Source organism: Spinactinospora alkalitolerans, from assembly GCF_013408795.1.
Lineage (GTDB): Bacteria > Actinomycetota > Actinomycetes > Streptosporangiales > Streptosporangiaceae > Spinactinospora > Spinactinospora alkalitolerans.
Genome location: NZ_JACCCC010000001.1, coordinates 2008134 through 2026225, shown reverse-complemented (window position 1 = coordinate 2026225; position 18092 = coordinate 2008134). Strand labels below are relative to the sequence as shown.

Sequence of the window (18092 nt, the reverse complement as noted above, 5' to 3'; positions counted from 1 at the left end):
GCGGCCGGTCACGGCACCTGGTAGGCGCTGTCGCGGACGTCGGTGATGGCCATGTGTCCGGGGGCGTGGCCGATGGCGAACTCCGGGGCCGAGGCCATGACGGCCGCCTGCGGGGTGACGCCGCAGGCCCAGAAGACCGGGATCTCGCCGGGGCGGATCTCCACGGGGTCGCCGAAGTCGGGCCGGTCGAGGTCGGTGATACCCAGTGCCGCGGGGTCGCCCACGTGCACCGGCGCCCCGTGCACCGCCGGGTAGCGGGAGGTGATGCGGACCGCGTCGGCGACCCGGTCGGCCGGGATCGGCCGCATGGAGACCACCAGCGGCCCCGATATCCGCCCGGCGCCGCGGCAGGGCCGGTCGGTCCGGTACATCGCGACGTTGGAGCCGGCCTCGATGTGGCGCACCGGCACGCCGGCCTCCAGCAGCGGGGTCTCGAAGGTGAAGCTGCACCCGATGAGGAAGGCGACGAGGTCGTCGCGCCAGGCACCGCGTGCGTCGCCCACCTCGTCGACCTGCTCGCCGTTGACGTAGATCCGGTAGGCGGGCAGGTCGGTGCGCACGTCCCCGTCGAAGAGGGCCGACCCCGTCCGCCCGGGTTCGATGACGTCGAGCACCGGACAGGGCTTGGGATTGCGCTGCGCGAACAGCAGGAAGTCGAAGGCCAGCTCGCGCGGCAGCGCGATCAGGTTGGCCTGGGCGTACCCGGCGGCATAGCCCGAGGTGGGCACCTGCAGCCCGGCCCGGAACAGGGCGCGGGCCTGATGCGGACCGAGCGCGGCGGGGTCGGCCGGCGGGGTGGCGGTGCTGCTGATGGGATCGTCGCTGCTCACGGGGTCGTCCTCCTCGGTTGTCCACAGGCCCGCGCGAAAGGCCGGCCCGCGGCTCTTGACAGGTGCAGACTGTTTCTCACGCGGTTCCCTGAGGTGGGCGGTCAGCCCCCGGACGGGGCGGGGCGTGGGGTTCGCCCCGCAGGCCGCGGCGCGCGCTCACAGGTGGAACCGCAGCCGGGTGCCGGGCCGCGCCTGGGCCGCCAGGGCGACGCCGGGGGTCGCCACGACGGCGATGACCGGGTAGCCGCCGGTGACCGGATGGTCGGCGAGGAAGAGCACGGGGTCGCCGTCGGGCGGGACCTGCAGGGCCCCCGGGACCATGCCCTCGCTGGGCAGCTCGTCCGGGCGGGTGCGGCGCAGCGGGGGGCCGGCCAGCCGGGCGCCCACCCGGTCGCTGCGGCCGGTCACCTCATAGGGCGCATCGAGCAGCGTGCGCACCGCGTCGGGATGGAACCAGTCGTCGCGCGGGCCGAGCACCACCCGCAGCCGCACCTCGTCGGCGGGCAGCTCGGCGACCGGCGCGGCGTCGACGGCGGGGAACGCCCCCGGCGGCGGTCCGGCGGGCAGCACCGCGCCGGGGGCGGGCGGCGGCGGGCCGAGTCCGGCGAGGGTGTCGGTGCTGCGGGAGCCCAGGACCGGCGGCACCGCGATCCCGCCGCGCACGGCCACGTAGCTGCGCAGCCCGCGTTCAGCCCGGCCCAGGCGCAGTTCCGCGCCGTCGGGCAGACGCAGCACGCAGTTCATCGCGCCGGCGCGGCCGCCGCAGTCCACCGGGCACGGCGCGCCGGTCACCGCCACCGTCAGGTCCCCGCGGGCGCGCACCCGCAGCCCTCCCAGGGTCACCTCCAGCGCCGCGGCGTCGGCCGGGTTGGCCAGCAGCCGGTTGGCCAGACCGAACGAGACCGGATCCGCCGCACCGGAGGCCCCCACGCCCAGTGAGGCGTGGCCCCACCGCCCGGCGTCCTGCACGGTGGTGAGCATTCCGGTCTCTAGCACCTCAAGGGCTGGCATCGACCTCGTCTTCTTTCGTCTCTGTCTCCGTCTGTATCCCGTCTCGCCGGCGCGCCGCGGGCGCCGGGTCCGGCACCGCTTCGTCAGGAGGGCGCCGCCTGCTCCACCGGGCAGGCGCCTGCTCCGCGCGGGGCGGAGCGGACGGCGCGGGTCCGGCGGGACGCCCCCCGGCGGAGGGTCCCCTCTCCTCCGCCGGGCCGCCCGCCGCGGGCCGCACCGGATGCACCGGGCACACCGGGCGGAACCGCCCCAAGAGCCCCGCCCGATCGCCCCGCTCCGAGGGCGCGGGCCGGCCAGGCCCTCCTAGGCTTCCACGAACCGCACGCGCACCCCCGGGCGCAGCAGCCCCGGCGGGTCGCGCTCCAGGTCCCAGATCGCCGTGTCGGTGCGGCCGATGAGCTGCCAGCCCCCCGGGGACCGGCGCGGGTAGACGCCGCTGAACTCACCGGCCAGTCCGACCGCCCCGGCCGGGACCCGGGTGCGCGCCTCCTTGCGCCGCGGCACGTGCAGCCGGGGGTCGTCGCTCACCATGTAGCCGAAGCCGGGCGCGAACCCGCAGAAGGCCACGGTCCAGGCGGCGCCGGTGTGGGCCGCGACGACCTCGCGCTCGCTCATGCCGGTGAGCCCGGCGACGTCGGCGAGGTCGGCTCCGTCGTAGGCGACCGGGATCTCCGCCTCGCCGGCGTCGGCCCGCTGCCCCGGCCGCAGGCGCAGTCCGCGCACGGCGGCGGCCACGGTGTCGACGTTCCCTGCGCCCGGGCGCATCCGCAGCAGCACGGTGCGTGCCGCCGGCACGACGTCGACGACCCCCGGCGGCGGGTCGTCGGCCAGGGCCGCCTGCAGAGCCAGCACCTCGCCGAGGTCGGCGACCTCGACGAGGACACCGGAGTCCGCGCAGTTGAGGATGTGCATCTGCCCTCTCGTTCTCGGTTGCGCCGGCCGTGCTCCCGGTCGTGCTCCCGGTGGTCGTCCACAGGTTCAGCGGCCGGGGTGGCGCCAGGGGCTTGACAGGCCGGAGAATCGTTTCACGCGGTTCCTCAAGGAGTGGGCGGTGTGCCCCCGGACGGGGCGGGGCCCGGGTGGGAGGCGGCGAACGGCGTCAGTTCGACACCGGCCGAGGACAGCCGGTCCGACACCGCACGGGCGATGCGGACCGCGCCGGGGCTGTCGCCGTGGACGCAGATGGAGTCGGCGTCCAGCTCGATCACGGAGCCGTCGGTCGCGACGATCCCGTCCCCCCGGGCCATCCGCAGGCAGCGTTCGGCCACCGCGGCCGGGTCGTGCAGCACCGCGCCGGGTTCGCGGCGCGACACCAGCGTGCCCTGCGGCGTGTAGGCGCGGTCGGCGAAGGCCTCGTGCACCACGCGCAGGCCGGCCTCGGCCGCCCGGCGCAGCCAGGCCGAGCCGGGCAGGCCCAGCACGGGCAGGTCCGGGTCGTACAGGCGCACGGCCTCGACCACGGCCGCGGCCTGCTCCTCGTGCCGCACGATCGCGTTGTAGAGCGCCCCGTGCGGTTTGACGTAGCGCACCCGGTCGCCGGCCAGCTTCGCGAAGGCGTCCAGCGCGCCGATCTGGTAGATCACGTCGTTGGTGAGTTCGGCGGGGAGCACGTCGATGAAGCGCCGCCCGAAGCCCGGGAGGTCGCGGTAGCCCACCTGAGCGCCTATGGCCACTCCGCGCCCGACCGCCTGCTCGCAGGTGCGGCGCAGCACGGTGGGGTCGCCGGCGTGGAACCCGCAGGCGACGTTGGCGCTGGTCACGATGGACAGCAGCGCTTCGTCGTCGCCGAGCTCCCAGCGCCCGAACCCTTCACCGAGGTCGGAGTTGAGGTCGATGTGCACGGTATGTCCTCCCTTTTTTCGCGCGTTGGACGGGGAACGGGGTGGTGGCCGCCGGTGACCGCGCCCCTTAGACGGTCACCGGCGACGGCGTCGCCGCAGGCGTGCTGCGGCGGCGGTCACTCCCAGAGCGCGGCGATGCCCGACAGCGACTGCACGGCGATGTAGACCGTCAGCAGCCAGGCCAGCACGCCGAGCAGGAGCAGCCAGAGCGGGTAGCGGTAGCCGTGCAGCAGGTCGCGCGAGCGCCGTGCCGCGACCCAGAGCATGATGCCCATGCCGACGGGCAGGATGAGCCCGTTGAGCGCGCCGGCGAGGATCAGCAGCGTGGCCGGGGCCTGGCCGAGTACCAGGTAGATCACCATGGAGATCACGATGAAGCCGGCCACCAGCCAACCGCGGTTGCGGGTCAGCCGCGGCGAGAAGGTCGCCACGAAGGAGATCGAGGTGTAGGACGCGCCGATCACCGAGCTGATCGCCGCCGCCCACATGATCAGGCCGAACAGCCGCAGCCCCGCCTCGCCGGCCGCCTGGGAGAACGCCTCGGCCGGCGGGTTGGTGGATTCCAGGATGGCGGCGCCGCCCGTGACCACGCCGAGCACGGCCAGGAACAGCAGCACCCGCATGACGCCGGTGACGATGATGCCGATGACCGAGGCCCTGGCGATCGCCCTGGAGTTCTCCGGGCCGCTGATGCCGGCGTCGACGAGCCGGTGCGCGCCGGCGTAGGTGATGTAGCCGCCGACGGTGCCGCCGATGATGGTGACGATCGCGACGAACCCGATCTCGTCGGGCAGCACCGACTGGCGCAGCGCCTCGCCCACGGGCGGGTCGGAGACGAGCGCCACGTACAGCGTCATGGCGATCATCAGCACGCCGAAGACGATGATGATGCGGTCCATCGCCGCGCCGGCCCGCTTGATGAGGAAGATCGCGATCGCGATCACGGCGGAGACGGCGCCGCCGATCTTGACGTCGAGGCCGATGAGCGCGTCCAGGCCCAGCGCCGTCCCGGCGATGTTGCCGACGTTGAACACCAGCCCGCCGAAGACGATGAGCGCGGCGAGCAGGTACCCCGCTCCGGGCAGCACCTTGTTGGCCAGGTCCTGGGCTCGGGTGCCGGCCACGCCGACGACGCGCCAGATGTTCAGCTGGACGGCGATGTCGACGAGGATCGACACCAGGATCGCGAACGCAAACGCCGCGCCGAGCTGCGCGGTGAAGTTCGTGGTCTGGGTGATGAAGCCGGGGCCGATGGCGCTGGTGGCCATCAGGAACATCGCACCGAGGAGGACGCCGCGCCCGGCGGCCCGGGGGGCGGTGGGTCTGGCGGCGGGACCTGGCGATCGGTTCATGGCGGACCTCGCTTCAGGAAGCTTCGGAGGATCGGGGAATCGGTGGGACCTCGAGTGGGCCGGTAGGGCCCGGGGCCGTGCAGGAGGGTGACGGCAACCACACCGTCACAGCAATTGTTGAACAATACTCCAATACTTCAATCTGATGTGGAGCGACATCCTACAAACCTCTCGGCCAGGTGGACCACACCCCCCGGTGATATGGACGACGCGGCGGCGCGGCGGGGTTGGCCGCGCGGGCGCCGCATCCGGCCGGGCACCGGCCGACCGGGCGCGCGGCCGGATCCGCCACAATTGGGATCGTCGTGATCCCGCGATGACGAGGAACGGAGTGGATGTGACGGTGACGGGCGACTGGATCGGCCGGCTGGCGGACTCCAAGGGGGCGCTGGAGCGGTCGAGCACCGCGGAACGGGTCGCCGACGTGTTGCGCGACCACATCATCGAGGGCGTGATGGCTCCCGGTGCCCGCCTGTCGGAGGAGGCGATCGGCGCCGCGCTGGGCGTCTCCCGCAACACGCTGCGCGAGTCGTTCCGGCTGCTCGGTCACGAGCGGCTGCTGGTGCACGAGTTCCATCGGGGCGTGTTCGTCGCCAAGCCCACCGCCACCGACGTCGTGGACCTGTACCGGGTGCGCCGCGCGCTGGAGCTGGCGGCGCTGCGCGGCGCGGGAGGGGCTCCCGAGAAGGCCGTCGAGGCGGTCGGTGCGGCGGTCCGGGAGGGCGAGGAGTCGCTGGAGCGCGGCGACTGGTGGGGTATCGGCACCGCCAACATGCACTTCCACCAGGCGATCGCCGCCCTGAGCGCCAGTCCGCGGACCAACGAGATCATGCGCCAGCTCCTGGCCGAGCTCCGGCTGGTCTTCCACGTGATGGCCGCTCCGCGGGAATTCCACGCGCCCTACCTGAGCCACAACCGCGAGATCTACGAACTTCTGCGCGACGGCCGCTGCGGCACGGCCGCCGACCGGCTCGCCGAGTACTTCGACGTCGCCGAGCAGCAGCTCGTCGGCGCCTTCGCCGCCCTCGCCGGGAGCGAGAAGCAGGGTGCGGGCTGAGCGGCGGCGGACGGGCGGCCGCAGCGCTGCGGCCGCGTGCGGTCCGGGCGCGGCCGCGCGAGCGCGATCACCGCTGAGGAGGCGGAGCCGTCAATGAGCGAATTCCTGTACTACGTCGCCGCGCGCCCTCACGGGCTCACCGATGCGGAGAGGAGCGGCGCGACCGAACTGGTGGAACGCTACAACCGGACGCTGTCCGAACGGATCGACGCGGCACCGGACGCGACCGCGGCGCAGACCCGCTGGATGTGCGAGGACTTCGTGCTGCACGAGGACGGCGAGCCGGGCGAGATCGCGTTCGGGGCCGTGAAGATCGCACACGCGGCGCTGCCGTGGCAGTTGGTCGAGGTGCAGGTCGGGCACTGGATGGATCTGCTCGGTGAACTCCACCGGCTGCTGCCCGACGCCCGATGGCGCGTGGAGCTCGCGGGCGCGGAGGTGCCGTGGGAGGAGGAGCGCGGCGCGTTCGCCCTCCCCGGGCGGTGATGACGCGCGGGGACCGTCTCCGCGCCTCCGCCGCCGGGCCGCGGCCCGGGACCGAGGAGACGGCCCCCGGCCGCACCGAACGCCTCCTACTGGTTCTTGGCCTTGGGGCGGGACCTCGGGTGGTCGCCGCGGGCCTTGGGGCGGGTGTTGGTGCGGGGGTGCAGGATCGGGCGGGAGGGGCGCGGCGTCGCCGACGCCGAACCGGCGTTCAGGCCCGGGATCAGGGACTCGGAGCGGCCCTTGGAGCCGTCCGCGGCCGCGGTCCCGGCGGCGTCCGGGGCCGGGTCAGCGGTGTCGCCGCCGTCCGGGACGCTCTCGCCGGCCCCGGTGCCGCCGGTACCGGCCGCGACGGCGCCGTCCTCGGCGGCCTTCGCCGCCCCGGCGCCGCGGGCCTCGGCCCTGGCGCGGCGCCAGGCGGCGACCCTGGTCAGCAGCGGCCACTCCACCCGGACGGGCTGAGCCAGCGCCGCCCAGATGTAGGCCTGGGTGCCCCAGGACTCCATGGAGCGCCGGGCGCGCGAGACGGTCCAGAAGCTCGGCACCGCCAGCAGCAGTTGCGGCCAGGCCAGCAGGAGGGCCGCGACGAACGGGAACAGCCCGCCGCCGGCCAGCGCGGCCCCGGCGCCCACGGCGATCGGGGTCATCGCCAGGCCGATGCGCAGACCCGTGATCTGGCGGAAGCGGTGCAGCGAGCGGCGGACCGACGCCTCGGCCGAGAGCCCCTCGGGCAGCGGGGTCGGCTGCACCACGAAGGCCAGCAGGAGCGACGCGACAGCGACGGAGGCGGAGAGCAGGATGGTCCAACCGGGGGAGGACCACTGGCCGCCCACGGCGAGCGCGAGAAGGGCGAAGACCGGCAGAGGGAGGGGGGCGTAGAAGAGGACCTGGCGTCTCAACTGCCCCGACATCGTGGGCTGCTGGATGAACTCCACCAGATTCGTGTACAGCCGTCTCACGCCGGTCACAGCCATGGCGCCCCCAAGCGGTGTGCTCTTGCACGGTAGGCGGGAGAGGTTCTCCCTGATTCGTTCCTGCGACGTTCGGATTTCGCCGATCAACCCGAATGACCCGATGGTCCGAATGACCCGATCAGACCGTTCCGCCCGATGAACGAGCCGAACCGACCGCGGTTCGCGATCGTCGCCCGCTGGCCACGTTATCCGGTTTTCGACTGCTCCGCCGCTGTGTTCCCTACCCCCCTAGACGCCCGTAATCCGCACCGGGTTGACCTTTGTCCGGGGAAGTTTCCGCAACGTGCGTCACACTTGGGCGCCGACGCGGGAGCTCCGCTTCAGGCGCCCCCGCGGTCCCGCGTCGGACCCGCTGCGGACCCGTTCCCGTGCCGGGCGCGCCGCGGCGTGTCGCCGGCGTGTCGCCGCCCGGCCCGGCGGGAGGGCGCCGGGCGCGACCGCCGGGGGAGCTGGCCCTAGCGGCTCCCGGCCGTGCCGTCGCGCTCGGCCAGGCGGCCCAGGGTGACCGCGACCCGCAGGGCGAAGGAGCCCCGCCCGTCGGAGGGGGTGAACCCGGTGAGCTCGGCGATGCGGCTGAGCCGGTAGCGCACGGTGTTGGGGTGCACGAACAGCATCCGCGCGGTGGACTCCAGCGAGGAGGCGTGCTCCAGGTAGACCGAGAGGGTGTCGAGCAGCGGGGAGCCGGCGCCGCGCAGCGGAAGGTAGATCTCGTCGATCAGTTGGCGGCGCGCCGCGGTGTCGCCGTCCAGCGCCCGTTCGGGCAGCAGGTCCTCGGCGAGCACGGGGCGGGGGGCGTCGGGCCAGGCCACGGCGGCGCGCAGCCCGTTGACCGCGGCGCGCGCCGACCAGGCGGCCGACTGCAGGTCGGGCACTGGCGGGCCGACCACGACCGGCCCGGAGCCGAACATCCCCGACAGCGGGGCGGCCGCCGCCAGCGGCTCGTCGCCGGAGACCTGTTCGTTGACGCCGATCACGGCCACGATCCGGTCGCCCTGGAGGCCGGCCAGGACGTCGTGGCCGGCCCGCCGGGCCAGCGAGCGGATGTCGTCGAGGACCCCCTCGGACTTCTGGCCGCCCAGGAGTCCGGCGATCGCGACCACCGGCGTGCGCGACCAGCTCAGCGCCGAGCCCCAGGTCTGCAGGCCCTCCTCGCGGTCGCCGTGCAGCAGGGCGTCGACGATGAGCGCCTCCAGCCGGGCGTCCCACGCGCCGCGCGCCTCAGCCGCCCTGGCGTAGATCTTGGCGGAGCTGAACGCGACCTCGCGGGTGTAGCGCAGCACGGCCTCGCGCAGCTGCTGCTCGCCGCCGGGGGCGGCCAGCTCCCCCACCTGGTTCTCCACCACGTCGATGACCACCCTGATCATCTCCACGGTCTGCTGCAGGCTGAAGGAGCGGGTCAGCTCGCGCGGGGCGGTGCCGAACACCTCGACGGTGATCGCCGGGCGGCCCCGCTCGGGATTCTTGAACCACTCGACGAACGCCGCGACCCCGGACTGGGCCACCAGGCCGACCCAGGACCGGTCCTCGGCCGACATCCCGCGGAACCAGGAGAGCCTGCTCTCCATCCTGGCCACCGATGCGGTCCCGAGCGTGCCCATGGCGCGCTCCAGGCGCCGCACGGTCTCGGCGCGCACGGTCTCGGGGTCGGCGCCGCCCGTTTCCGCGCGAGCCGATTCGGCGCCGGTCCCGGGCGCGGTCGGGTCAGTGGGGTCCGTCTTCACTCTTACCAGGATGGCAGCAGGCGCGGCCGGAGACGACAGGGCCCGCCCGTCCCGCCGCCACCGGACCGCCGGAACGTGACGCGCACCACCGTATTCGCCGGGCCTGCGCCCCCTTTTTGTGGGACTCCGACAAAACACGCGTCCTAAACTTCGTGCCTGTCCCCATCAAGCTGGTGATGTTCTACAGGGCAAGGTGGATGTCGTGCTTGTAATCGTCGCTCCCGGCCAAGGCGCCCAGGTCCCCGGTTTCCTCTCCTCATGGCTCGAACTGCCCGGCATGGCCGAGCGCTTCGAGCACTGGTCCGCGGTCACCGGGCTGGACCTGGCGCGCTACGGTACGGTCGCCGACGCCGAGGAGATCCGTGACACCGCGGTCGCCCAGCCGTTGCTGGTGAGCGCCGGTCTCGCGGCCGCCACCGCGCTGCTGGGCGACCTCTCCGAGGCGCCCGCCGCCGTCGATGCGGTCGCCGGGCACAGCGTCGGCGAGTTCACGGCCGCGGGCATCGCGGGCGTGCTGACCCCGGAGGACGCGCTGGCGCTGGTCAGCGAGCGCGGCCGGGGCATGGCCGAGGCATCGGCCGCCACCTCCACGTCGATGACCGCGGTGCTGGGCGGCGACCGCGAGGAGGTGCTGGCCGCGATCGAGGCCGCCGGGCTGACCCCGGCCAACGACAACGGCTCGGGCCAGATCGTCGCCGCGGGCACCACGGAGCAGCTGGAGGCGTTCGCCGCGGCCCCGCCGGCCCGCGCCCGCCTGCGGTCGCTGTCGGTGGCCGGGGCGTTCCACACCCGCCACATGGCCCCGGCCGTGGAGCGGGTGCGCGCACTGGCCGACACCACCTCCGCGGCCGATCCCCGGGTCCGGCTGCTGTCCAACCGCGACGGCGCCGTCGTCACCGACGGCCGCGACTACCTCGGTCGGCTCGTCTCCCAGATCAGTTCGCCGGTCCGGTGGGACGCCTGCACGCGGACGCTCGCCGACCTCGGCGTCACCGCGATGATCGAACTGCCGCCCGCGGGCACGCTGGTGGGTCTGGCCAAGCGGGCGCTGCGCGGCATCGACCTGCTCGCCGTCAAGACACCCGACGACCTCGACCGGGCCCGCGAGCTGGTCAAGGCGCACACGGGCCTGGTCCCCGAGGCCCCCGCCACCGATTCCTCCGCTGCCTCCCCCGTCGATCCGGAAGGTCGTGCCCGATGAACCTCACCCCTGCGGCACCCGGCGCACGCGTCCTCGCGTTCGGCGAACACCAGCCCGGCAACGTCGTCACCAACGCCGACCTCGCCCAGCGGGTGGACACCTCCGACGAGTGGATCCAGAGCCGCGTCGGGATCAAGGAGCGGCGCATCACCGGGGACGACGAGACCGTGGACGACATGGCCGTCGCCGCCGGCGGCAAGGCCCTGGCCGCCAGCGGGCTCTCCCCCGACGACATCGATCTGGTGATCGTGGCCACCTGCACCCAGGAGGACCAGATCCCCAACTCATCGGCGAGCGTCGCCGCGCGGCTGGGCATCACCGCCCCGGGCGCGTTCGACGTCAACGCCGCCTGCGCCGGCTTCTGCTACGCGCTGGGCGTGGCCTCCGACGCGGTCCGCGCCGGTTCGGCGCGCCACGTTCTGGTGATCGGCGCCGAGAAGCTGTCGCAGTGGCTCGACTGGACCGACCGCTCCACCTGCGTGATCTTCGCCGACGGCGCGGGGGCGGCCGTCGTGGGCCCGAGTGAGGACCCGGGCATCGGGCCGGTCGTGTGGGGCAGCTCCGGCGACCGCGCCGACAAGATCTACATGCGCGAGAACAAGTACCTCCACCAGGAGGGCCAGGCGGTCTTCCGGTGGACGACCACCGAGCTGTACCCGGTGGCGCTGAAGGCGCTGGAGCGCGCCGGCGTCGACCCCGCGGAACTCACCGCGTTCGTGCCGCACCAGGCCAACCTGCGCATCGTCGAGGCCATCGCGCGCAGGCTGGGCGCTCCGCAGGCGATCGTCGCTCGCGATATCGTCACGGCGGGCAACACCTCGTCCGCGTCCATCCCTCTCGCGCTCTCGCGCATGATCGGGCGCGGCGAGCTGCCCTCGGGGAGCACCGTGCTCACCCTGGGATTCGGCGCCGGCCTGACCTATGCGGCCCAGGTACTGCAGACTCCCTAGACATCCGCGGACATCGGGTCCTTCGGCGTGCGCGCCGGGCCTTCGCGGAAGACGAACGATCAGGAAGCAAGAAGGAGAGATCGACATGGCCCACTCTGAGCAGGAAATCCTGGCCGGCCTCGGCGAGATCGTCGACGAGATCGCCGGTGTTCCCGCCGACCAGGTCACCCCGGAGAAGAGCTTCGTGGACGACCTCGACATCGACTCGCTGTCGATGGTGGAGATCGCCGTGGCCGCGCAGGACAAGTTCGGCGTGGAGATCCCCGACGACCAGCTGAAGGACCTGAAGACGGTCCAGGACGTCATCAACTTCGTCCAGAAGTAGCCGTCCCCCGCCCGCCGGCGCCACAGCGCCGGCGGGCGGTCCCGGCGCTCACGAGGCGCCACCCACCCCGCAGGCGCCGTGCCGACGGGAACCGACCACGAGACGAGAAGGGCGATCGGCCAATGAGCACTACCGATGTCGTCGTCACCGGCCTCGGTGCCACCACCCCGCTGGGAGGTGACGTCGCCAGTACCTGGTCCGCGCTTCTCGAGGGTCGGTCCGGTATCCAGACCATCGACGAGGACTGGGTCAAGGAACTGCCCGTCCACTTCGCCGGCGTCGCCGCCGAGGACCCCTCCCAGAAGCTGCCCCGCCACCGCCTGCGCCGCCTGGACCGCACCCAGCAGTTCTCCCTGGTGGCCGCGCACGAGGCGTGGGCCGACGCCGGCTCCCCCGAGATCGATCCGCTGCGCCTGGGCGTCGTCGTCTCCAGCGGCATCGGGGGCATCCTGACGATCCTGGAGCAGTACGACGTCTTCCGCGAGAAGGGCTGGAAGCGCGTCTCGCCGTTCACGGTGCCGATGCTGATGCCCAACAGCCCGTCCGCGGCCGTGGCCCTGGAGTTCACCGCCCGCGCCGGCGCGCACGCCCCGGTGAGCGCGTGCGCCTCCAGCGCCGAGGCCATCGCCGACGGGATCGCGATGATCCGCTCGGGCCGGGCCGACGTCGTCATCGCCGGCGGCACCGAGGCGGCCATCCACCCGCTCAACATCGCCTCCTTCGCCGCCATGCGCGCGCTGTCCACGCGCAACGACGACCCGCAGCGGGCGTCGCGGCCCTTCGACGCCAACCGGGACGGGTTCGTCATGAGCGAGGGCGCCGGCATCGTCGTGCTGGAGTCCGCCGAGCACGCCGCGGCACGCGGGGCCAGGGTCTACGCCGTGGCCGCGGGAGCCGGCTACTCCGACGACGCCCACGACATCGTGCAGCCCGACCCGGAGGGGGGCGGCCAGTCGCGCGCCATCACCGACGCGCTGGCCGACGCCGGGCTGAAGCCCGACGAGATCGCGCACGTCAACGCGCACGCCACGTCCACCCCGACCGGTGACGTGGGCGAGACGAAGGCGATCCGCATCGCGCTGGGCGACTCCGCCGCCGACGCGGTGGCGGTCACCTCGACCAAGTCCATGACGGGCCACCTGCTGGGCGGGGCCGGCGCGGTGGAGTCCATCGCGACCGTCCTGACCCTGCACCACGGCCGGATCCCGCCGACCATCAACATCGACGAGCTCGACCCCGGCGTCACGGTCGACATCGTGCGCGACGAGCCGCGCGAGCTGCCGACCGGTGCCGTCGCCGCGATCAACGAGTCCTTCGGCTTCGGCGGCCACAACATCGCCATCGCGTTCCGTCGGCCGTGACCCGCGGCGCACCCGCCGGCGCCGACGTGCCCGCGGGTGCGCCGCCGGCCCGTCGCGGCTCCCGGCCGTCCGAGCGGGCGGGCGACGACCCGACCGCTTCCACCGACCGCTTCCCGACCGCTTCCTCGAAGGAGTTGGCTGACGTGACCGTGATCGACAATCGGGTGGTCGCCGCCGCGGCGCCGACCACCGAAGCCGAGGACCCCCGCGACCCGCGGGTACGGCTGGCCGCGTTCTTCGACGCGGGGTCGCTGCGGCTCATCACCGCCCAGGACGACAGCGCCGCGCTGGCCGGTGCGGGACGGATCAACGGCATGCCGGCGGTGGCCTTCGCCAACGACGCGCGCATCCAGGGCGGGGCGATGGGCACCGCGGGGTGCGCGGCGATCGAGGCCGCCTACGAGCACGCGGTGCGCGAGCGGACGCCGGTGGTCGGGCTGTGGCACTCGGGCGGCGCCCGGCTGGCCGAGGGCGTGGAGAGCCTGCACGCGGTGGGCCGGGTGTTCGCGGCCATGACCCGCGCCTCGGGCGTGGTCCCCCAGATCTCGGTGGTGCTGGGCCCGGCGGCCGGCGGCGCGGCCTACGGTCCGGCGCTGACCGACATCGTGGTGATGTCGACGGGCGGCAAGGTGTTCGTCACCGGCCCCGATGTGGTGCGCAGCGTGACCGGCGAGCAGATCAGCGCCGAGGAGCTGGGCGGTGTCGACGCGCACGGCCGGCGCAGCGGCGTGGTGCATGTGACCGCACCCGACGACACCGCGGCGATGGTGCAGGGGCGCCGGCTGGCGCTGCTGCTGGGCCACCAGGGCCAGATGCGCACCGAAGCGGTCGGCGACATCGACCTGGGTGAGGTGCTGCCGGAGTCGCCGCGCCGGGCCTACGACGTCAAGCCGCTGATCAACGGCGTCCTGGACGCGCCGCTGGGCGAGGAGTCGATCGAGCTTCAGGCCAAGTACGCGCCCAGCATCGTCACGGCGCTGGGCCGGCTGGGCGGGCGCACGATCGGCGTCATCGCCAACAACCCGCTGCGGCTGGGCGGCTGCCTGGAGTCGAAGTCGGCGGAGAAGGCCGCGCGGTTCGTGCGGATGTGCGACTCCTTCGGCGTGCCGCTGGTGGTGATCGTGGACGTGCCCGGCTACCTGCCCGGGGTCGGCCAGGAGTGGGACGGCGTGGTACGCCGCGGCGCCAAGCTGCTGCACGCCTTCGCCGAGGCCACGGTGGCGCGGGTGACGCTGGTGACCCGCAAGTCCTACGGCGGCGCCTACATCGCCATGAACTCCCGCGCGCTGGGCGCCACCCGGGTGCTGGCCTGGCCCACCGCCGAGGTCGCGGTCATGGGCCCGGTGGCGGCGGTGCGGATCCTGCACCGCAAGAAGCTGGCCGCGGTGGCCGAGGAGGAGCGTCCGGCGCTGGAGGCCGAGCTGGCCGCCGAGCACGAGAAGATCGCCGGCGGCCTGGAGCGCGCCCGCGAACTGGGCGTCATCGACGACGTCATCGAACCCGAGCAGACCCGCTCCGCGCTGGCCGAGGCCATCTCCACCGCACCGCCCGCCCGCGGCGCCCACGGCAACATCCCCCTGTAGGTTCCGCTTGGCCGCCAACGGAGGCGGGCCGCGCGCTGGCAGCGGGGCGGACGAGGGAGTATGCTCTCGTCCGCCCCGCTGTCGTTCGCAATCGCCCGCCGCCGTGGAGGATCCGTCGGATCATTGGGCGAAATGGGGTATGGGTCACTCAACGTGACCGTTAACGGCGTGCTGCACGGACGGGAAGTTCCACTGAACTTCGACTGACGCGTCCTCGTCCGCGGCGTTTTGAAGGTGAAGATGGACGGGTGACCCTTCACCGAGATTCCTTCCACGCCAGTGGCGCGCGCTCCGGCGCGGCCCTCGCCGCCGAGGACGTCCACGGTGCCGAGTCCGCCGACGCCGTGGTGTTCCGACCCGTCGTCGACCTCGACTCCGGCGCGGTGCTCGCGGTGGAGGTCGAGGTGCCGGGCGCGGTCCCCTCGATCGACGACCCCGCGGTCCAGGCCGAGCGCCTGGCCAGACTCGCGCGCCGGATGGCGTCGGCGGAACCGCTGCTGCCGCTGGTGCTGCCCGTCCCGGCGAGCACCGTGCTCGCCGGCCGCGAGCCGTTCGCCCTGCTGGAGCACAACCTGCGGCGGGCCGGCCGGCGGCCGCGGGAGGTGACCCTGATGGTCGGCCCCGAGCTGCGCGACGTGCCGCGCGAGGCGCTGCTGCGCGGGCTGGGCCATCTGCGGGAGATGGGGTTCCGCTGCGGGCTGGGCACCGCTCAGGTCCCGCCCGACCTGCTGCTGGAGGCCACTCCGTTCCTGTTCCGGATCGATCCCCACCTCACCGCGGGCGTGCCCGGCGACGAGCGGCGGACCGCGGTCGTGGACGGGCTGTCCCGGATCGGGCGCGGGTCGAGCGTGTTCCCGCTGGCGGCCGACGTCCGTTCGGTGCCGCAGTTGACGAGGCTGCGGCAGGCCGGGGTGCGGCTGGCCCACGGTCCGCTGTTCGCCGGTGACGACTGGAGCCCCGGCGACCGCGTCCGCGCCGTCCCCGACTCGTCCATGACCTCCACCGCGCCGGGGATGGACGTGGGGCCGCGGGTCAGCGAGTTCACGGTTCCGGCCGTCACGATGGCCGAGGACGCGACGGCCGAAGAGGTGCTGGACGCCTTCACCAACGACACCGCGCTCAACAGCGTCATCCTGCTCGACCACAGGGAGCGCCCGGTGGCCTCGCTCGACCGCGCCCGCTTCCTGCTCTCCATCACCGGCCCCTACGGCCACGCGCTGCACGCCAGGCGCCGTGCGCAGCGCCTCGCCGATGCGCCGCGCACGGTGTCGCGCGGCGTGCCGGCGATGGCCGCCCTGCGTGCCGCCGGCACCGACCGCGAGCGCGTCTACGACGACCTGATCGCGGTCAACGAGTTCGGCCAGTGCATGGGGATCGTGCACGTCGGCGACCTGATCAGGAGCCTGTCCGGCTAGGTGCGGCCGACTAGGAGCGGCCCTCGTCGCCGGGGCCGCGGTCGCGCAGGGCGGTCATGTCCGGGCGCTTGGGCATGCGGCCGTCGCCGGAGGAGCGGCCCATCGCGCGCCGGCTGAGCCAGGGCACGAGGTGTTCGCGCGCCCACTTGAGGTTCTCGCGGCGCCGGATGATGCGGGGCAGCCGTTCCAGCGGGCCCGGCCAGGGGTTCGCCCAGATCTCGCGGCCGCCGAACGGGTGGCCGAGCAGGTCGGCGATGCGCGCGGCCACGATGTGGTGGCCGTCGGCGTTGAAGTGCAGCCGGTCCACGCTCCAGGCCCGCGGGTCGTTGAGCGCGTCCAGCGACCACAGGTCCACGATGTCGCAGCCGTTGCGTTCGGCGATGGCCCGCAGGTGCATGCTGAACACCGCGATCCGGCCCCGGTAGACGCGCAGCACGGGGATCCAGCCGGTGTCGTGCCCGGACAGCATCACGACGTGGATCCCGGCCTCGCGCAGCAGGCGGATGCCGCGGTCGTAGTCCAGCGCGAGCAGGTCGAGGTCGGTGTTGGGCCGCAGTACGTCGTTGCCCCCGGCGTGCACGGTCACCAGGTCGGGGGCGAACTTCAGCGTCTGTTCGAGCTGCTCGCCGAAGATGTGGCGCATCCGTCGGCCCCGCACCGCGAGGTTGGCGTAGCGGAAGTCGGGCTCCGATGCGCCCAGGTGCTCGGCGAGCCGGTCGGCGAACCCTCGGTAGCCGCCGTCCGGACCGAGGTCGTCGAGCCCTTCGGTCAGGCTGTCCCCGATGGCCACGTAGGAGCGGATGACCGCCGGGCTCTCCGCCTGCGCGCGGTCAGGGGGATCTGTCTCCAGGTCAGTCACGTCAACCAATCAATCGTGCGGCTCGACCACGTGGACGTACCGGACCGCGGTCAGGAGGAATCGCGGGGACGTCGCGTGTGCCCTTCGCAACACCGGGGTGAATGTGTCAGAACGAAGAGGCAGGGTACGGCGGACCCCACAAGCATACCGCCGACCTTCGCCGACACGGTTGCGGACAGCGGGAGGCGCACGGGCCGGTCGCGCCGGTGGGGCGCGCTTCCCGGTCCCGCCGTGCGCCTCGCGCGCACGGCGGCGGAAGGGACCGCGGCGGCAGTACGACGATCACGAGGAGCCGCACGGCCATGAGCACTCCGACGCCGGGAGACCCGGCCTCCGAGAACCAGGTCCCCGGCGCCCCGGACTCCGGGGGCACCGCGGACTTCCCCGTCAATCCGGTCGAGGAGGCTCTCGGCCAGGCCATCGAACGGAGCAGGCGGGACGGGGCGGCGGACGGCCCAGAGGAGGAGGGCGACACCGCCCCCGTCATGCACTTCATCGAGACCCTGCGCGAGGGCAGCCTGTGGGTGCCCCTGCCGGAGGGGTCGGGCATGCAGGACGACGGCTCGGTCGCGCTGCCGACGCTGGAGCTGGAGGGCTCCTCGTTCATTCCGGTCTTCACCTCCGAGGAGCAGCTCCGCGTGCACAGCGAGGGCCTGCCGTTCACCGTGCTGCCCGCCCGCGACCTCGCCGGCGTGCTGCCCCAGGGGGTGGGGCTCGCGCTGAACCCGGGCAACCCGGTGAGCGCGCCGATCTATCCCGAGAGCGTGCCGGCCCTGGCCCAGGAGTAGCGCCCGGGTGAACGGCCCGGCGGGTGGGCCGCCGCGGAGCATGACTTAGGTCACAATGGGCCCGAATCCGGCACGGTCGAACATCACGTGTGCCAGGGGATCGCGTCCCGGACTTCCGCGGCCGCCCGCCCGGATCAGGCGGCCCGGGTCTACCCAGGAACTCCGGCCGCGCATACGATCTGCGCAGAAGGTCGGCGCCCCGGTGCCGAATCAAGCAATCCGCTCCCCGGTCGTCCTCCCCCGTGCGGTGGACGACGACGTGCAATGCACCGGCTCGGCATCCGCGCCCGCTCAAGGACGCGTAGTGTGTAGCGCACAGCCGAACAGCCGCGCCGCTCCCC

The 18092-nt window shown here is 73.6% G+C and carries 17 protein-coding genes; 9 read left to right on the top strand and 8 right to left on the bottom strand.

From position 1 onward, the window contains the following. Nucleotides 1–8: 8 nt before the first annotated feature. From HDA32_RS08985 to HDA32_RS08965, 5 genes are all read right to left on the bottom strand, one after another. Nucleotides 9–830 carry a putative hydro-lyase gene (locus tag HDA32_RS08985; RefSeq protein WP_312863097.1) on the bottom strand — a complete coding sequence of 274 codons (822 nt, stop codon included), beginning with the start codon at nt 828–830 and terminating at the stop codon, nt 9–11. Between the two features lie 156 nt (nt 831–986). Beyond that, nucleotides 987–1841 (bottom strand): 5-oxoprolinase subunit C family protein, encoded by an 855-nt coding sequence (locus HDA32_RS08980; protein WP_179642753.1) that lies wholly within the window; start codon nt 1839–1841, stop codon nt 987–989. Between the two features lie 303 nt (nt 1842–2144). Further along, nucleotides 2145–2753, bottom strand: a complete 609-nt coding sequence (locus HDA32_RS08975; RefSeq protein WP_179642752.1) for a 5-oxoprolinase subunit B family protein — start codon at nt 2751–2753, stop codon at nt 2145–2147. A gap of 125 nt (nt 2754–2878) precedes the next feature. Then, nucleotides 2879–3682 (bottom strand): LamB/YcsF family protein, encoded by an 804-nt coding sequence (locus tag HDA32_RS08970; RefSeq protein WP_179642751.1) that lies wholly within the window; start codon nt 3680–3682, stop codon nt 2879–2881. A gap of 116 nt (nt 3683–3798) precedes the next feature. Next, nucleotides 3799–5034 carry an NRAMP family divalent metal transporter gene (locus HDA32_RS08965; RefSeq protein ID WP_179642750.1) on the bottom strand — a complete coding sequence of 412 codons (1236 nt, stop codon included), beginning with the start codon at nt 5032–5034 and terminating at the stop codon, nt 3799–3801. A gap of 316 nt (nt 5035–5350) precedes the next feature. On the opposite strand from HDA32_RS08965, the gene HDA32_RS08960 reads away from it, so the two are divergent. Both HDA32_RS08960 and HDA32_RS08955 read left to right on the top strand, forming a co-directional pair. Beyond that, nucleotides 5351–6091, top strand: coding sequence for a GntR family transcriptional regulator (locus HDA32_RS08960; RefSeq protein ID WP_179642749.1), 741 nt, complete (start codon nt 5351–5353; stop codon nt 6089–6091). Between the two features lie 93 nt (nt 6092–6184). After that, complete coding sequence (locus HDA32_RS08955; protein ID WP_179642748.1) at nt 6185–6577, top strand: hypothetical protein; 393 nt, start codon at nt 6185–6187, stop codon at nt 6575–6577. An 86-nt stretch (nt 6578–6663) separates the two neighbouring features. On the opposite strand, the gene HDA32_RS08950 is transcribed toward HDA32_RS08955, so the two are convergent. Continuing rightward, nucleotides 6664–7548 carry a hypothetical protein gene (locus HDA32_RS08950; protein ID WP_246334269.1) on the bottom strand — a complete coding sequence of 295 codons (885 nt, stop codon included), beginning with the start codon at nt 7546–7548 and terminating at the stop codon, nt 6664–6666. Nucleotides 7549–8003: 455 nt separating this feature from the next. After that, nucleotides 8004–9269 (bottom strand): PucR family transcriptional regulator, encoded by a 1266-nt coding sequence (locus HDA32_RS08945; RefSeq protein WP_376766946.1) that lies wholly within the window; start codon nt 9267–9269, stop codon nt 8004–8006. Nucleotides 9270–9471: 202 nt separating this feature from the next. Between HDA32_RS08945 and HDA32_RS08940 the strand changes: the two genes are divergently transcribed. From HDA32_RS08940 to HDA32_RS08915, 6 genes are all read left to right on the top strand, one after another. Beyond that, nucleotides 9472–10470, top strand: coding sequence for an ACP S-malonyltransferase (locus tag HDA32_RS08940; protein ID WP_179642747.1), 999 nt, complete (start codon nt 9472–9474; stop codon nt 10468–10470). Then, the gene (locus tag HDA32_RS08935; protein ID WP_179642746.1) at nt 10467–11420 is read left to right on the top strand and encodes a beta-ketoacyl-ACP synthase III; all 954 of its coding nucleotides are present in this window, start codon (nt 10467–10469) and stop codon (nt 11418–11420) included. The genes HDA32_RS08940 and HDA32_RS08935 overlap by 4 nt, the downstream gene beginning before the upstream one ends. An 85-nt stretch (nt 11421–11505) precedes the next feature. Beyond that, complete coding sequence (locus tag HDA32_RS08930) at nt 11506–11745, top strand: acyl carrier protein (protein WP_179642745.1); 240 nt, start codon at nt 11506–11508, stop codon at nt 11743–11745. 122 nt (nt 11746–11867) lie between these two features. Beyond that, entirely contained in the window at nt 11868–13106 is a 1239-nt protein-coding gene (gene fabF, locus HDA32_RS08925) for a beta-ketoacyl-ACP synthase II (RefSeq protein ID WP_179642744.1), read from the top strand. Nucleotides 13107–13249: 143 nt separating this feature from the next. Then, a complete protein-coding gene (locus tag HDA32_RS08920; protein ID WP_179642743.1) occupies nt 13250–14689 on the top strand; it encodes an acyl-CoA carboxylase subunit beta in 1440 nt (479 codons plus the stop codon). A gap of 248 nt (nt 14690–14937) precedes the next feature. After that, nucleotides 14938–16104, top strand: a complete 1167-nt coding sequence (locus HDA32_RS08915; RefSeq protein ID WP_179642742.1) for an EAL domain-containing protein — start codon at nt 14938–14940, stop codon at nt 16102–16104. A 10-nt stretch (nt 16105–16114) separates the two neighbouring features. Here HDA32_RS08915 and HDA32_RS08910 read toward each other — a convergent pair whose 3' ends face one another. Beyond that, nucleotides 16115–16894 (bottom strand): SGNH/GDSL hydrolase family protein, encoded by a 780-nt coding sequence (locus tag HDA32_RS08910; protein WP_312863409.1) that lies wholly within the window; start codon nt 16892–16894, stop codon nt 16115–16117. Between the two features lie 371 nt (nt 16895–17265). On the opposite strand from HDA32_RS08910, the gene HDA32_RS08905 reads away from it, so the two are divergent. Further along, nucleotides 17266–17751, top strand: coding sequence for an SseB family protein (locus HDA32_RS08905; protein WP_179642740.1), 486 nt, complete (start codon nt 17266–17268; stop codon nt 17749–17751). Nucleotides 17752–18092: the final 341 nt, after the last annotated feature.

Bases quoted from the DNA above. Each gene is read 5' to 3' on its own strand.
- HDA32_RS08905 (WP_179642740.1), top strand. From the start codon at position 17,266: ATGAGCACTCCGACGCCGGGAGACCCGGCCTCCGAGAACCAGGTCCCC.
- HDA32_RS08980 (WP_179642753.1), bottom strand. From the start codon at position 1,841: ATGCCAGCCCTTGAGGTGCTAGAGACCGGAATGCTCACCACCGTGCAG.
- HDA32_RS08930 (WP_179642745.1), top strand. From the start codon at position 11,506: ATGGCCCACTCTGAGCAGGAAATCCTGGCCGGCCTCGGCGAGATCGTC.
- HDA32_RS08965 (WP_179642750.1), bottom strand. From the start codon at position 5,034: ATGAACCGATCGCCAGGTCCCGCCGCCAGACCCACCGCCCCCCGGGCC.
- fabF (WP_179642744.1), top strand. From the start codon at position 11,868: ATGAGCACTACCGATGTCGTCGTCACCGGCCTCGGTGCCACCACCCCG.
- HDA32_RS08960 (WP_179642749.1), top strand. From the start codon at position 5,351: ATGACGAGGAACGGAGTGGATGTGACGGTGACGGGCGACTGGATCGGC.
- HDA32_RS08955 (WP_179642748.1), top strand. From the start codon at position 6,185: ATGAGCGAATTCCTGTACTACGTCGCCGCGCGCCCTCACGGGCTCACC.
- HDA32_RS08935 (WP_179642746.1), top strand. From the start codon at position 10,467: ATGAACCTCACCCCTGCGGCACCCGGCGCACGCGTCCTCGCGTTCGGC.
- HDA32_RS08975 (WP_179642752.1), bottom strand. From the start codon at position 2,753: ATGCACATCCTCAACTGCGCGGACTCCGGTGTCCTCGTCGAGGTCGCC.
- HDA32_RS08950 (WP_246334269.1), bottom strand. From the start codon at position 7,548: ATGGCTGTGACCGGCGTGAGACGGCTGTACACGAATCTGGTGGAGTTC.